This window comes from Luteimonas salinilitoris, assembly GCF_041300785.1.
Lineage (GTDB): Bacteria > Pseudomonadota > Gammaproteobacteria > Xanthomonadales > Xanthomonadaceae > Luteimonas > Luteimonas salinilitoris.
Window position 1 is genome coordinate 59,550 of sequence record NZ_JBFWIB010000008.1, and the last position, 13,596, is coordinate 73,145.

Sequence of the window (13,596 nt, forward strand, 5' to 3'; positions counted from 1 at the left end):
AGAGGTGCCGTCGCTGCAGGTGCAGGCGGGTGCCCCAGCAAGTCTCAACCTCGCCGCGCAGCCTCGATCGCCGCGATGTCGATCTTCCGCATCTCCATCATGGCGTCGAACGCACGCTTGGCCGCCGCCCGGTCCGGATCGTTGACGGCGTCTGTCAGTGCGCGCGGCGTGATCTGCCACGAGAGGCCCCACTTGTCCTTGCACCAGCCGCAGGCGCTTTCCTGGCCGCCGTTGCCGACGATCGCGTCCCACAGGCGGTCGGTCTCGGCCTGGTCGTCGGTGGCCACCTGGAACGAGAACGCCTCGTTGTGCTTGAACGTGGCGCCACCGTTCAAGCCGAGGCAGGGGATGCCGAGCACGGTGAACTCGACCGTCAGCACGTCGCCCTGCTTGCCGTCCGGATAGTCGCCGGGTGCGTGATGGACGGCCGTCACGGCGCTGTCCGGGAAGGTTTCGGCATAGAACGTCGCGGCGTCGAGGGCGGTGCCGTCGTACCAGAGGCAGATCGTGTTCTTGCTGGTCATGTTCGTTCTCCCAGAGGCGCGGGACGGGATGTGCCTGGACGACGAGCGGGGCGGCCGCGATTCGACAGGCCGGGTGGGACGAAGCTGGAATAAGGTGTCAGGGACGAACCTGTCGCGAAAATGTGATGCTTAGACATCGTCATCCTCCGGTGTGTCGAGGTCCAGGCACTGAAGGTCCGACGGCACGAGTATCGGCGCTTGGTAGTAGGTACGGAGACCCTCGATGACGGCTGGCATCGATGAGAGCGACCACACGTGAGCCTCGTCCTGATCGGGTGCGCCAGCCATGAGATGACCGAGCACGACACGCTTTGCCTTCGCTTCCGCGGCTCGTCTGCCAAGAGTCTCGGGTAACGCAACGACCTGAGCGAGTGTATGGCCTGCTGCACGGGGCGACAGCATCGCGTGCAGGACCAGGTAGTCGGCGCCCTGCGCGAACTTCGAGAATCCCGGATCGAGCCCGGTCTGGTCGCCGCCGAACACCACGCTGAAGTCCGGGCCTTCGATGCGATAGGCCAGCGTGGGCGCGCGGCCGTGAGGAACGGGATACGCGCTCACTCGAAGCCCGTTGTGCTCGAATACGCGGCTTGCCCGGGCCTTCACCGTCTCGATGGCGGCGAGTTCGAGCTGGAACGGCTCGCCGCTCAACAGTCCTTTCATGTCGGGGAACGCGCCCTCCGCTCCGAACTGCTTCTCGAGGAAGGCATCCAGCGACCGGAAGTCCTTCGCCCCGGTGGGTCCTGCGATTGCCAGCGGGCGACGTCGACGCGTCACCATCTCGCCCCACAGGAACGCTGGCAGATCGGACACGTGATCCGGATGGAAATGACTGATGAGGACCGCATCCAGTTGTGCTGCCTCGACGCCGGCGCGGGCCAGCGCTACCGTCGTGCCGCCACCGACGTCTATGAGGATGGACGGACGGCCCATCGACCAGAGGAGATAGGCCGCAGATCCGCGTCCCTGCCCATGCATCGGTCCGCCGGAGCCGAGAACCTGAAGTGCGGAGCCGCCATTCCTCCCACAGGTGTCTGCGGGACGCTCCGGAGCGGTTGCATCAAGGACTGCGCTCATCGCAACGACACACAGGAGAGATGGGACGACGACCGCCAGCCGAATCACGAACATCCCACGAGCTTGGGCGTGGCAGGCGGCGAATGCTGCGTGTCGGCACAAGGATCGTCGGCTTGCGGGATGCCCGCATGGAGGGTCAGCGGAATCACGCCGGCCCAAACCGGCCAGTCGACATCGCGCCTGTCCTCGACGTTCTGCCCCTCGCGGACTTTCGCGGAGAACTCCGAGATTTCCAGGTAGAGAATGCGGGTTGCCGCGAGTTCCTGGGGTTTGACCGGACGCAGCGCCGTCCAGCGGCCCGGGTAAAGGGACTCCACCAGGTATTCGAGTTGCGCGAGCCGTTCGGCTCGATCGGTGAGCTCGGCGGCACGGCCGAACAGCACGGCGGACCTGTAGTTGGCGGAGTGATGAAAGGCGGAGCGCGCCAGCACGAGGCCATCCAGATGAGTGACCGTGAGGCAGATCCGAGCGCCGGCGATCGAGCGCAGCATCCGGCTCGCTCTGGAACCGTGCCAGTAGACGCGCGAGCCATTCCGCCAATAGAGCGTCGGGATGACGACGGGAGCGTCCTCGTGCACGAAGCCAATGTGGCAGACGAGCCCGGCATCGAGGATTGCGTCCAAGGTAGCCCGATCATAGCGGCCGCGCTTGGCGAGTCTGCGCACGCGCGGCGCGGCAGCTTGGGATTTCTGCGGGTGCGATGCTGTCACGCGGCGGTCGATCTCTCGGCGAATCATGCCAGTATACTGACGAGGTGGTTACTCGAAAGATCCAATTTTAACCAGCTGGAGATAGCCAATTGCAGGGGCGTGACATCACCGGAAATGCGCTGCTGCATCTGTGCCTGGAGCGCAACGGGCGCGAGTCGATGTCGCGACAACTCTACTTGCAGATCCGCGAGCGGATTCTCTCGCCGCGATGTCGATCTTCCGCATCTCCATCATGGTGTCGAACGCACGCTTGGCCGCCGCCCGGTCGGGGTCGTTGACGGCCTTGGTCAGCGCGCGAGGCGTGATCTGCCACGAGAGGCCCCACTTGTCCTTGCACCAGCCGCAGGCGCTTTCCTGGCCGCCGTTGCCGACGATCGCGTCCCACAGGCGGTCGGTCTCGGCCTGGTCGTCGGTGGCTACCTGGAACGAGAACGCCTCGTTGTGCTTGAACGTGGGGCCGCCGTTCAAGCCGAGGCAGGGGATGCCGAGCACGGTGAACTCAACCGTCAGCACGTCGCCCTGCTTGCCGTCCGGATAGTCGCCGGGTGCGTGATGGACGGCCGTCACGGCGCTGTCCGGGAAGGTTTCGGCATAGAACGTCGCGGCGTCGAGGGCGGTGCCGTCGTACCAGAGGCAGATCGTGTTCTTGCTCGTTGAGATCTCGAACACCGCCGACACCCGCTCGGTGAAGTCGATCGTTGGCTGCAGGTAGCGGCCGCTGTCCATGCGGCTCCCGGTGACCTGGGAGCGGGCATCCGCAGTCGGGGTTCCTGGCTGGAATTGTCCCTCTACAAGCACCGCTACAAGCACGACGAGGGCGCTTGGGTGTACTTGTTTGCATTCAAGGTTGGCAAGGTCGCGGGGCCGACCAAGAAAGCGGGAGACGACTTAATTGCCTCCGTCCCCTTTGTTGCAGTCATTTCCTATCTAAAGACCAGATCGCGCGCGCGGCGAGCAATCCCGCCCAGACGGCCCCCACGAAAACGGTCCCGAAGCGGAACTGCAGGTTTCGGAAGGAGGTCGCCGCCTATGACCTGAAAGAGCGGGCGTTTGTCGATTCTCGTTCCCCAGCCGCTTGGTTCTCGTAAAAACTCAGCGATTCTGACTGTGCGAAGACCAGTCTCGTGTGACCAATCTTCAAAGGCGCGTTTCTCGGATTCCTTTTCCCCGAGAAACTCATCGAAGAGCAGGAGGCTTCCTGATCCCAGCAGAGGCGTCAGCCACCTCAGGGCACACGATGTGGACGAGTACAGATCCGCATCGAGTGAAGCAAATGCAACTCGGCCCACCCTCGCAGCCAACTCTGGGGTGAGGGAGTCCTCGAAATAGCCTTTTACTATTTCTACGCCACGGATTCGCGGCGGGTTACATGCAAAAGTACCTATCTCCGCATTCTCGAACTTCTCTCTGAGCCCTTCGAAGGAATCGCAGGCATAGATGCGCTTCTCCGAACGCCCCAAAGCACGTCGCAGGATTCTGGTTGAATCACCATTCGCGACGCCGAACTCGACGATATTTCCAGGCACGCGCCGAGACAACGCAACACAAAGCTCAAGCACAGACTTCTTGGGAGCGACGGTGATGCGCCTGTTCAGGTATCCCCACTCGAGGCTTTCGGGAGCGACATCCTCATGCATCAGATTCCTCCTGTGCCATCGTGATTCAACGCCGAGCGTGACCAGGTTGTCATCCTGGGTCGTCCCGACCAGACTGCCTACCTTGGCCGGCCACATCTCCTGAGGCCGGCGCGACAAGCCGGCACACTAGGGCAGCGAGAATATCACCACCTTGATAAAGGCGCCCCTCACTGCCGACGACAACGACTTCGCGCCGATCTTGCCCAGTTGGTGCGCCGCAACGATGGTGATGGGGTCGTCACATCACCCCGCTGTCACGTGATTCGAAAAACAATGTCGTCCCGCAATACGCGGGTCGCGTGGCTGAATAGGCGGTCCAGCCCACGCCGCGCTTCGAAGCCGTCTTAACATGCATGAAGCGCGCCAAGTGGCATGGCCTGATCTGGCAAACCCCGCCGTTTGCCTGTTTAGTGCTCCAAGGAGGTCAACTTGATGAACGCGCATCGAGTTCGTTCCGGAGGCCGGCCCCTCGCTCAAGGGATCGACGATTGCCGCAACGCCGGCCCCGACGCCACGCATCCGAACACCAACCCCTTCGTCGGCGCTGATGTTTCGTGCACCCGATCGCGCCAAGGCGCGCGGTTGCACGCAGCGCAGCCCTGGGCTCCCTCACACGCCTGCAGCAAACACATTCCGCAGCGCGGCGCTCCTGGCTTGACCGACCTTGACGGGTGGGGCGGCGCGTAGCCCAGACGCCGACGTCGCGCAGCGGCGACGACGTGCTGATTGCTCGTTCGCGGCATTCGATGGCCGGCATCTCGTTGAAAAGGTGAAAACAATGTCCTTCGAATACCTGCTAGAGAAGATCAACGCGGCCGAATTCGGACATGAGCCGTTTTCGCATCTCTACATCAAGGATTTCTTCAACGACCAGCACCTTTCGCAGATCACGGCTGCGCCGGAAATTGCGCTTCGTGCCCGGGATTCGGACGACCAGCTCTTCGATGAGTTGTTCGAGGCCGGCTACAAGATCATCGATTTCCCAGGCTGCATCACTAACAAGGACACTTATATAAGCTGGCACAGGGTCAAGGGCGCAAAGCAGACGCATAACAATTCGTCGTGTGAAGGCTTCGGGGTGACGCTGCGCCTGATGTCGGCGGGAACACCGTTCATATCCGAGTTGATGCAGTTCATCAACGGCCAACGGCTCCAGGATGTACTCGCTGCGAAATTCGGTATCGACCTGGATGACGTTTTCTACGACACGGGGATCCAGAAGTATCTGGACGGCTATGAAATAAGCCCACACCCGGACATCCGGAAAAAGGCGCTGACGTTCATGGTGAACATCAATCCTGGGCCCGGGTCGGAGGAAAAGGAACACCACACGCACTACCTCGTGTTCCGCGACGCATACAAATATGTCCAGGCCTATTGGGAAGGTCATCCCGAGGCAGAGAGGTGCTGGGTCCCATGGAGCTGGTGCGACACCAGGAAAATGCAGCGGGAAAACAACAGCATCGTGATCTTCTCGCCCACCAACTTCACCATGCACGGCGTCAAAGCGCGCTACGACCACCTCGGCAGTCAGCGCACTCAGCTCTATGGAAACCTCTGGTATCACGCGCAAACCGTGACAAGCCATCCCGAGTGGGAAGACTTTGTCATCACCCAGGCAAAGCCGAAACTGGCGGCCTCCATCAAGAGCAAGGTGAAATCGGTCGTGCCGGCCTCGATGAAGGCTTTCATCAAGAGCCGCATCACCGGCGGCAAGCATGTGGCCAGGAAGTTCTAACGCACCCGCCTTGCGTCCGGGCGATCGGCGGGTGCGGGCAGGCCGGCAGCCATGCCGGATTGCGTCATACGGATTTATGGTCGTGGCGTGATCAGGAATCCATGCGGATCCTCGAGCAACGACGCCGGAGATGTAGCAGGGCCATTCACCTGGCCCCTTTTTCGGGCAGCGGCGGGATTTTCGCACCTGTTGCCCCGACATGCCGCAGGCTGACAATGGAGATCAGCGCCAGCACCAGGGCGACGATGCCGCTCACCGTGGCAGTCACGTTCAGCCCGGCCGTGAAGGCCTGCTGGGCTTGCTGCAACACGCCTTCGGGAAGACGTTCGCCAACCAGGACGGTGGCCCAGAGACTGTCTTCCACGGCACCGGAAAGATTGGCTGCCAGGCCATCGGCCAGGATCCCGCTCATCTGCGTGCGATAGACGAAGGTGGCCAGGCTGCCCAGCAGGGCCACGCCCAGCGCAACACCCAACTCCTGGACCATCTCCGACATGGCCGAGGCCGAACCGGCCTTCTCCGCCGGCGCGGCGCCCACCACTAGGTCCGTGCCCAGCGCGGCAATGGTGCCCAGGCCAAGATAGACCAGCGAGAACCCTGCTATCGCCATGCCCACTCCGCGGGAATCGACCCCAACGCCTGCCAGCAGCCAGTAGCCAATCGTCGACAACGCCAGGGCAGCACCCACGACATGGCCCGGCCGGATGCGGCGCGCGAGCAACGGCGCCCCGATGCCCGCCAGCACCATCGCCAGCGCCGGCAGTCCCATCCATAGCCCCGCCGCCAGCGGTGTGAGCCCCGCCACCAGCTGCAGGTACTGGGTGACCAGCAGCATCACGCCGGAAACGCCAACCAGCCCCACCAGCAATACGACCAGGGCGGCGCTGAACGTGCGGCACGCGAACAGCCGCATATCGAGCAGGGGATCAGCCAGTCGCCGCTGGCGACGCACGAAAGCGGCCGCCAGCAGTCCTCCCGTCACCATGGCCAGTGCAGCGACGGGTTCGAGCCCCGCCCGGGCGATCTCCTTCACGCCATAGATGGCCGGCAACACCGCCGCCAGCGAGAGCAGCACGCTGACCAGGTCCAGTCGCCCGTTGCGTGGCGCGCGATATTCGGGCAACAGCACCGGGGCCGCGATCAGCAGCGCGGCCACCACGGGCACCGCCACCAGGAAGGCCGAGCCCCACCAGAAGCGCTCCAGCAACAGGCCACCCACCACCGGTCCCGCCGCCATGCCCAAGGCGAACATGGTGGCCCAGATGCCGATGGCCAGGGCACGCTGGCGCACGTCGCCGAACATGTTGCTGATCAACGCCAGGGTCGACGGCATCAGTGTGGCGCCGGCAACCCCCAGCACTGCACGCGCGGCGATCAGCATGGCCGCGCTGGTGGCGTGGGCCGCGATCACCGAGGTGATGCCGAAGGCGGCGGCGCCGATCATCAACAGCCGCTGGCGGCCGATGCGGTCGCCCAGCGTGCCCATCGTGATGAGGAAGCCGGCGATCAGGAAGCCGTAGGCATCCATGATCCACAGCGCCTGGGTGCTGCTGGGTTGCAGGTCCGCCGCCAGTGCGGGCAGCGCCAGGTAGAGAATGGTGACATCGAGGCCAAGCAATAAGGTGGGCAGCGCCAACACCCCCAGGCCGGCCCATTCCTTGAGGCCCGCCCGCTGCCTGGCCGAACGTGAAATCGCCTCCTGCCCAGCGTGAGAAGCCATGCCGCCTCCTGTTCGTACCTAATGGGCAGGCATTCTTGGCAAGAAGTTATAGGGTTACAATGTAGCTGGTTATCCTATTACTCCTGGCGACCACCCAGCAGCCCATGGCCGGACACAACCTCGCCAGAACCCGTAGCGACCTCACCGATTTCCTGGTGCGCCACCGGAACAGGCTGACGCCGGCCGACGTCGGTCTGCCCGGTACCGGCCGCCGGCGCACACCGGGGCTGCGGCGCGAGGAGGTGGCCACCCTCGCCGGCGTCGGGCTGACCTGGTACACGTGGTTCGAACAGGGCCGCGACATCAATGTCTCTGAGAGCTTCCTGCTCGGCGTCTCCAAGGCCCTCAGGCTCGACGACGCCGAATGCTGCCATCTTTTCCTGCTCGCGCATCGCCGCCCGCCGCCGGTCGAGGCCTATCAGTGGCAGGCGATTCCGGCACTGGTGCAGACGCTGATGGACGAGATGGCCCGGCCCGCGTACGTGATGAACCTGCGCTGGGACGTCGTCGCCTGGAACGCCGCCGCCGATGCCTTGTTCGACTTCAGCGCCAGGAAGCCCGACGAGCGCAACATGATGCGCCTGCTGTTCGCCGACCCAACGCTGCGCAGGCGTCTTCCCGACTGGCGGCAGGACGCCTCCCGCCTGCTGGCCCAGTTCCGCTGCGGCCTGGCGGCCGCTCCGGATGATCCAGCGATGCTGAAGCTGATCGACGCGCTCAGCAAGTTGTCGCCCGACTTTCGCCGTTGGTGGGAGCAGCCCGACCTGGAGGCCTACGGTTACGGCATCGGCACGATCGTCGATGCCGATTCGAACCACGGGAGATACCAACACGCCATGCTGCTGGTCGACGAGCACCGGCATCTCAGGATGGTGGTGTATGTCGGCGAAGAATAGCGGGGGCAGTTTCGTTTGCCTTGCGTCGCGTTCGTCGACCGGTGCAACAGTCGAAAGCAATCGAGTACACGGCGGGAGCGACCGCAGGTCCGACCACGGCTCAGGCGCGCCATCAATCCCCCGACAGGTCGATCAACGTGTTGTTGCTCAGGTCCAGGCGCACATGCTCCGACGGCGCGCCCGCCGCGAGCTTGCGCATGATGGCCAACAGCGGCTTCAGGCGTGCCTGGAAGAAGTCGCCGGCCGTGTTGTCGCTGCCGACGCGCGCACCGTCCATCCGCAGGCGCGCGTCCGTCCGCTGCAGGGCCCGGGCCAGCAGCCTGTACTGGGCCGCGCGCCCGGCGGGGATGTCGGCGAAGGCCAGGTCCCCGGCGTTGGCCAGGCGGACGAAATCCCCCGCCAGGTCGAGCGCCTGCCAGCGGGCGAAATCCTCCAGCTGCAGTCCGTTGGCCTGCGCCAGCGCGCGGGCCCTGGCCCGGGCGGCGGCCAGGTCGGCCGCAAACGCGGGGTTGCCGGCGCCGCTGCCGCGTGGTCCGGACAGGCAGCCGAAGAAGGCCGTGGACAGCCCGCCATGCGTGCCGGTGTGGGCGAGTTGCTCGAGCGTCACTGCCGTCCGCAGCTGCGACGCCACGAGCAGGTCGGCGCCCGACAGCGGGCTCTTCACCAGTTCGCGCATGTCGCAGGGCCAGTGGTCGTCCAGCAGGCGCAGGCGGACCAGTTCGGTCATGTAGCGATGATTGAAGTCGCCGTAGTCGGACGCCTCCAGGATGGACAGGTCCCACCGCGCCGGCGATGCGTAGGCGTGCTCCGCGCGGTAGAGGTCGAACAGCTCGTCGAAGCGCGGCACGTCGTCCAGGCGCACCGTGCGCACCTCGATCCGGTCGGTGCCGTCCAGCGTCATCAGCTTGTAGGCCGGCACGTAGGCGGCCATGGAGGGGGCCTGGATGTTGAACAGCGCGGTGTCGCCCCCGTAGCGGCGCACGGCCATGTCGTTGAAATGCATGTGGCCGCCCACGTGCACCTTCAGGCCGGTCCCGGCCAGCGCGCGCGTGGTGTCCTCGCCGGGGCGGCGGGCCATCTGCATCGCGCCGGCGCCGAGCAGCGCCTCGATGTCGCCCGACGCGCCGTTGTAGAACCCGGCCATCGGAAAGTGGCTGAACGCGATCACCTGCTTGCCCTGCGCCTCGCCGCGCGCCACCACGTCGCGCAGCCACGCGATCACATGCGGCTTGTGCGTGAGCATCGCGTTGTAGCCCTGGTCGCCCGAACCGGTGAAGTCGTTGGCGCCGGGGCCGGTGGGCACGTAGACGTTGGCGTCCAGGCCGACCAGCCAGACGCCTTCGACCGGTTCGACCAGGTAGGACGTATCGATGACCTGCCGGCAGAAGGTGTGGCCGGCGGGCCTGCCGGGGCCGCCGGCGCCTTCCCGGCAGATCTCGTAGCGGCGGTTGCTCCAGGCGGCCTGGCCCAGCGCCGTCCGGTAGCCGTAGTCGTCGTAGGCGTAGGTGCTGTAGGGCGTTTCGTAGTAGCGGTACTGCGGCCTGGGCATGAGGCCGTGCTGCGCCAGCGCCCGGGTGATGCCCGCGTAGCCCATGTGCAGGACTTCCTGCGTGCAGTAGCTCGCGCCGCTCCTGGCCCAGTCGCCCGCGTACGGGGCGCTGCAGTCGGCGTTGCCGCCGCGGCTGTAGACGGGTTGCGGGGATCCGATCTCGCCGGTGACGGGGTCGCGGCCCAGGTAGTCGCGCTTGCCGTTGGCCTGGTCGAACGGACGCACCGGGTCGTGGTTGCCCGGCGCGGCGAAGAACAGGATGCCGTGCCTGGCCGCGTAGTCGTCCATGATCCTGACCAGCCCGCGCACGTGCACGGGCTGGCCGTCGTCCGAGAAGTCGCCGGGCAGCGCGATGAACTTCACCCCGCGCGCGACCGCATCGTCCAGCGCGGCCAGGAAGGCGAAGTAGTTCTCGTTGAACAGGCGCGTGGACGTCAGCTGCGCCTGCATCGTGCGGATGGTCGCGTTGCGGCCGTTGCGGGGGTTGGGGACGCCCGGGAACGAGCCGTCCCGGAACTCGGCGTAGACATCGTGGAAATGGATGTCGGGCATGAACGCGATCCGGACCGGCCGCGACGGCGACACGGACCGCTCCGCGGCCGCGGCGGCGGTCGGCCTGGTGTGGTCGCTGCCGGCGCAGGCGGCCAGCAGCAACGCACACGACAGCGCCCACGCCGCGCGGGCAGCCGGCCGGATCACAGGTCGAACCGGATCCCCAGGCTGATGCGGCGGCCCGACAGCTCGTACATGGTCGGGAACGACGGATCCATGGTGTAGCCGGTGGTCGCCCGGTCGGTCAGGTTGATGCCCTTCAGGCTGAGCTTGACGCTGTCGGTGAGGCGGTAGCCGATGGAGAGGTCCAGCTGGCCGTAGGCGTCGCGCCAGATCGGGTACAGGTTGTAGCCGATCGACTCCACGTACTCGTCGGTGTGGTTGTAGGACACGCGGGTGTCGAAGCGCTCGTTCTCGTAGTACGCGGTGACGTTGTAGGTCTTCTCCGCCAGGCCGGGCATCGGGGTGCTGATGCCCAGGTCCGACTCGCCGGCCAGCGAGCTTTCCAGCATCGTGTAGTTGGCGTTGATGCCGAAGCCCTCGAGCGCGCTGTGCAGGCCGCCCAGCGGCAGCTGCGCGATCAGCTCGATGCCGTCGACATCGTAGGAGCCACTGGCGTTGACCGGCTGGTACACGTCGAAGTCGTAGTGGCCGGCGAGCGTGCCGTTGGCGTTGTACACCGCCACGTCCTCGACCACGCCGGTCAGCGAGCTGATCACCACGCCGTCGATCCTCTTGCGGAAGTACGACGCCGCCAGCAGGCCGCCGTTGTCGAGGTACTTCTCCAGGCCCACTTCCCACTGTTTGGCGTAGGTGGGCTGCAGGTCCGGATTGCCGTCGGTGAAGCGGTACGAGCTCCAGCTGGCGGTGCGCTTGTAGGCCAGGTCGGTCAGCGCCGGACGAATCAGGGTCTCGGAGGCCGCCGCGCGCAGCAGCAGGCCGCCGGAGAGTTCGGCGGACAGGTTCAGGCTGGGCAGCACATCGGTGTTGCCGCCGGCCTGGGACACCGGCGTATCGGTGTAGCCGGTGCTGCCGTCCGGATTCTGGACGGGGTGGTAGCCGAAGGACTGGACCGAGGTGTCCACGTAGCGCGCGCCGGCATTCACCGCGACCGGCACGCTGCCCACGTCGAAGGCGAAATCGGCCATCGCGTACAGGCTGGTCGTCTCCTCGTCCACGCGGTAGAACTGGCTGTCGTCGAACGGGGTGGAAAAGCCGGGGTAGCGGAAGAAGCCGCGCGCATAGCCGTTGTCGACCTGCTGCCACCGCAGGTCCTTCATGCCGTAGTCGCCGCCCGGCACGATGTCGCCGATCCACTGCAGCGGGCTGTCGGCCAGGGTGCGGGAATCGACCCAGGAGTTGTCGTCGGCGCTCGGGCCGCCGATCTTGCGCTCGCCGTAGCTGCGTTCCTTGGACTTGTCGGTGTAGCGGCCGCCGAACTGCGCGCTGCGCAGGGCCGGCAGGAAGGCCAGGTCGAACGACCTGGCTGCGTTCACCTGCGCGGCGTACTTGTCGTCGCTGGTCTTTTCCAGGGTGGTTTCGTAGGCCTCGAACAGGTAGCGGTCGGCCGCGTCGTACATGTCGATGGTGTCGGGATCCGCGCTGGGCACGGTCTCGCCGCTGCGGCCGGTCCAGCGCGTGCGCGATGGCGCGTAGGCCACGTGCTTGAGGTTGGAGTAGTCCAGGGTCTTCTCCGCGCCGGAGTAGCCGATCAGCGCGTCGAGGTCCCATGCGCCCCCGTTCCAGTCCATGGCCAGGCTGTACTGGGCGAAGTCGGTCTCGTTGATCCGCTCCTTGCTCAGGAACTCGTGCTGGGTGGCGGTGTAGGACACGTCGCGCAGCACGACCATCCCGTACCGCGACAGCGTGTCGGCGTCGTATTCGTGGATGGTGTCCAGGGTGCTGCGGCTGGAGGCGGAGTAGGCGGCTGCGTCGTACTCGTCCTCGGTGGTGTCGTAGCCGCCCACCATCGCGTCGAACGTCAGGCTGAAGTGGTTGCCTGGCCGGTACTGCAGCGACGTGGTGGCGCCCCACTTGTCCTGCTCGTTGAGGAAGACGCGGTCGCCCACCTTGTCCTGGAACACGATCAAATTGGTCTCGTCGGTATCGGTACGGTCGCCGATGACCAGGCCGGCGTCGCGCTCGAGCACCGCCTCCGCCTGCTCTCCGCGGCCGTCCGAGGCGCCGAGGAAACGCGACATCGGCCGGAAGTTGATGCCCGAGGTCGCGTCGGTGCGGTTGGTGCGCCTGGCCTTGGAGAACGACACCAGCGCGCCCCAGTCGCCCCAGGTGTCGGCGGCCAGGAACGAGAACTTGGGGTCGTTCTCTTCCGAGATGGAGTTGTGCGCGCCTTCCAGCGTGGCCACCAGCTTGCGGTCGCTGTAGTCGAACGGGCGCGCGGTCGAGATCTTGACCGAGCCGGCGATGCCGCCTTCCTCGTCGGCGGCCGTGGGCGACTTCACCACGGTCACCTGCTGGATGATCTCGGAGGCGAAGATGTCGAACTCCACGTCGCGGCCGCCGCTGCCCGAGGCCGTGGCGAGATCGTTGATCGAGACGTGGGTGTAGTCGGACGGCAGCCCGCGCACGTTGACCGTGCTGCCCAGCCCCTTGTTGCGCTGGATGGTCACGCCCGGCATGCGCTGCAGCGCCTCGGCCAGGTTCTGTTCGGGAAAGTCCGCCACATCGGTGGCGACGATGGAGTCCGAAAAGCCGATGCTGTAGCGCTTGATGTCGACCGCCTGCTCGAGGCTGCGGCTGTAGCTTCCGGTCACTTCCACTGCGTCCAGTTCCGTCGGCGTTGCTTCGGCATCCGTTTCGCTCTGGGCCAGCGCCGGCAACGACACCGACGTCATGCCGGCGGCCAGCAGGCAGTGGATGGTGCGGCTGAGCAGCCTGGACCGCGGGGTTGGGACACGGGGAAACCGACGGCAATTCGACATGCTGCTCTCTGGGTTGGGTCGCGGGGGGCCCTGCGGCGGAGAAGCGATCGGTCCGAACGGTCCGGAGCCGGTTCCCCGCCGGGGATCCGGACAAGGCTAGGCAGGCAATGTGACGCCGTGATTTCCATCGTGCCGCCATGGAGACTGCTTGGCGCGCACGGCGCGCAGGCGCATGCCCTACGACAACGCGGCGATGGAGCGTCTACCGCGGCATCACGCGCGAAGCTGGCCGGTCGCTCCCAAGGGCGCAGAGA

Annotated in this window: 10 protein-coding genes and 1 pseudogene; 3 read left to right on the plus strand and 8 right to left on the minus strand. The window is 65.7% G+C overall.

The window, feature by feature from the left end; all coding sequences use genetic code 11:
* Positions 1-44 precede the first annotated feature (44 nt).
* From AB5T46_RS13010 to AB5T46_RS13030, 5 genes and pseudogenes are all read right to left on the minus strand, one after another.
* The gene (locus tag AB5T46_RS13010; protein WP_370564413.1) at positions 45-524 is read right to left on the minus strand and encodes a VOC family protein; all 480 of its coding nucleotides are present in this window, start codon (positions 522-524) and stop codon (positions 45-47) included.
* 129 nt (positions 525-653) lie between these two features.
* Positions 654-1,598, minus strand: coding sequence for an MBL fold metallo-hydrolase (locus AB5T46_RS13015; RefSeq protein ID WP_370564414.1), 945 nt, complete (start codon positions 1,596-1,598; stop codon positions 654-656).
* Positions 1,599-1,642: 44 nt separating this feature from the next.
* Entirely contained in the window at positions 1,643-2,335 is a 693-nt protein-coding gene (locus AB5T46_RS13020) for a pyridoxamine 5'-phosphate oxidase family protein (RefSeq protein ID WP_370564415.1), read from the minus strand.
* Positions 2,336-2,497: 162 nt separating this feature from the next.
* Positions 2,498-3,034: pseudogene (locus AB5T46_RS13025) on the minus strand (VOC family protein); the annotation flags it as partial.
* Between the two features lie 197 nt (positions 3,035-3,231).
* Positions 3,232-3,945: a TylF/MycF/NovP-related O-methyltransferase gene (locus AB5T46_RS13030; protein ID WP_370564416.1), complete on the minus strand. Its 714-nt coding sequence runs from the start codon at positions 3,943-3,945 to the stop codon at positions 3,232-3,234.
* A 778-nt stretch (positions 3,946-4,723) separates the two neighbouring features.
* Here AB5T46_RS13030 and AB5T46_RS13035 point away from each other — a divergent pair.
* Positions 4,724-5,683 carry a hypothetical protein gene (locus AB5T46_RS13035; protein WP_370564417.1) on the plus strand — a complete coding sequence of 320 codons (960 nt, stop codon included), beginning with the start codon at positions 4,724-4,726 and terminating at the stop codon, positions 5,681-5,683.
* 145 nt (positions 5,684-5,828) lie between these two features.
* Here AB5T46_RS13035 and AB5T46_RS13040 read toward each other — a convergent pair whose 3' ends face one another.
* Positions 5,829-7,403 (minus strand): MFS transporter, encoded by a 1,575-nt coding sequence (locus tag AB5T46_RS13040; protein ID WP_370564418.1) that lies wholly within the window; start codon positions 7,401-7,403, stop codon positions 5,829-5,831.
* A 104-nt stretch (positions 7,404-7,507) separates the two neighbouring features.
* Here AB5T46_RS13040 and AB5T46_RS13045 point away from each other — a divergent pair, with 104 nt between their 5' ends.
* Positions 7,508-8,299 (plus strand): helix-turn-helix transcriptional regulator, encoded by a 792-nt coding sequence (locus AB5T46_RS13045; protein ID WP_370564419.1) that lies wholly within the window; start codon positions 7,508-7,510, stop codon positions 8,297-8,299.
* A gap of 112 nt (positions 8,300-8,411) precedes the next feature.
* On the opposite strand, the gene AB5T46_RS13050 is transcribed toward AB5T46_RS13045, so the two are convergent.
* Entirely contained in the window at positions 8,412-10,400 is a 1,989-nt protein-coding gene (locus AB5T46_RS13050; RefSeq protein WP_370564420.1) for a metallophosphoesterase, read from the minus strand.
* Here AB5T46_RS13050 and AB5T46_RS13055 point away from each other — a divergent pair.
* Complete coding sequence (locus AB5T46_RS13055; protein WP_370564421.1) at positions 10,399-10,572, plus strand: hypothetical protein; 174 nt, start codon at positions 10,399-10,401, stop codon at positions 10,570-10,572. The genes AB5T46_RS13050 and AB5T46_RS13055 overlap by 2 nt on opposite strands.
* Here the strand turns inward: AB5T46_RS13055 and AB5T46_RS13060 are convergent.
* A complete protein-coding gene (locus AB5T46_RS13060; protein ID WP_370564422.1) occupies positions 10,544-13,342 on the minus strand; it encodes a TonB-dependent receptor in 2,799 nt (932 codons plus the stop codon). The genes AB5T46_RS13055 and AB5T46_RS13060 overlap by 29 nt on opposite strands.
* Between the last annotated feature and the right edge of the window lie 254 nt (positions 13,343-13,596).

Excerpts from the sequence above, each read along its gene's own strand:
- AB5T46_RS13010 (WP_370564413.1), bottom strand. The coding sequence starts at position 524 with ATGACCAGCAAGAACACGATCTGCCTCTGGTACGACGGCACCGCCCTC.
- AB5T46_RS13015 (WP_370564414.1), bottom strand. The coding sequence starts at position 1,598 with ATGAGCGCAGTCCTTGATGCAACCGCTCCGGAGCGTCCCGCAGACACC.
- AB5T46_RS13020 (WP_370564415.1), bottom strand. The coding sequence starts at position 2,335 with ATGATTCGCCGAGAGATCGACCGCCGCGTGACAGCATCGCACCCGCAG.
- AB5T46_RS13030 (WP_370564416.1), bottom strand. The coding sequence starts at position 3,945 with ATGCATGAGGATGTCGCTCCCGAAAGCCTCGAGTGGGGATACCTGAAC.
- AB5T46_RS13035 (WP_370564417.1), top strand. The coding sequence starts at position 4,724 with ATGTCCTTCGAATACCTGCTAGAGAAGATCAACGCGGCCGAATTCGGA.
- AB5T46_RS13040 (WP_370564418.1), bottom strand. The coding sequence starts at position 7,403 with ATGGCTTCTCACGCTGGGCAGGAGGCGATTTCACGTTCGGCCAGGCAG.
- AB5T46_RS13045 (WP_370564419.1), top strand. The coding sequence starts at position 7,508 with ATGGCCGGACACAACCTCGCCAGAACCCGTAGCGACCTCACCGATTTC.
- AB5T46_RS13055 (WP_370564421.1), top strand. The coding sequence starts at position 10,399 with ATGAACGCGATCCGGACCGGCCGCGACGGCGACACGGACCGCTCCGCG.
- AB5T46_RS13050 (WP_370564420.1), bottom strand. The coding sequence starts at position 10,400 with ATGCCCGACATCCATTTCCACGATGTCTACGCCGAGTTCCGGGACGGC.
- AB5T46_RS13060 (WP_370564422.1), bottom strand. The coding sequence starts at position 13,342 with ATGTCGAATTGCCGTCGGTTTCCCCGTGTCCCAACCCCGCGGTCCAGG.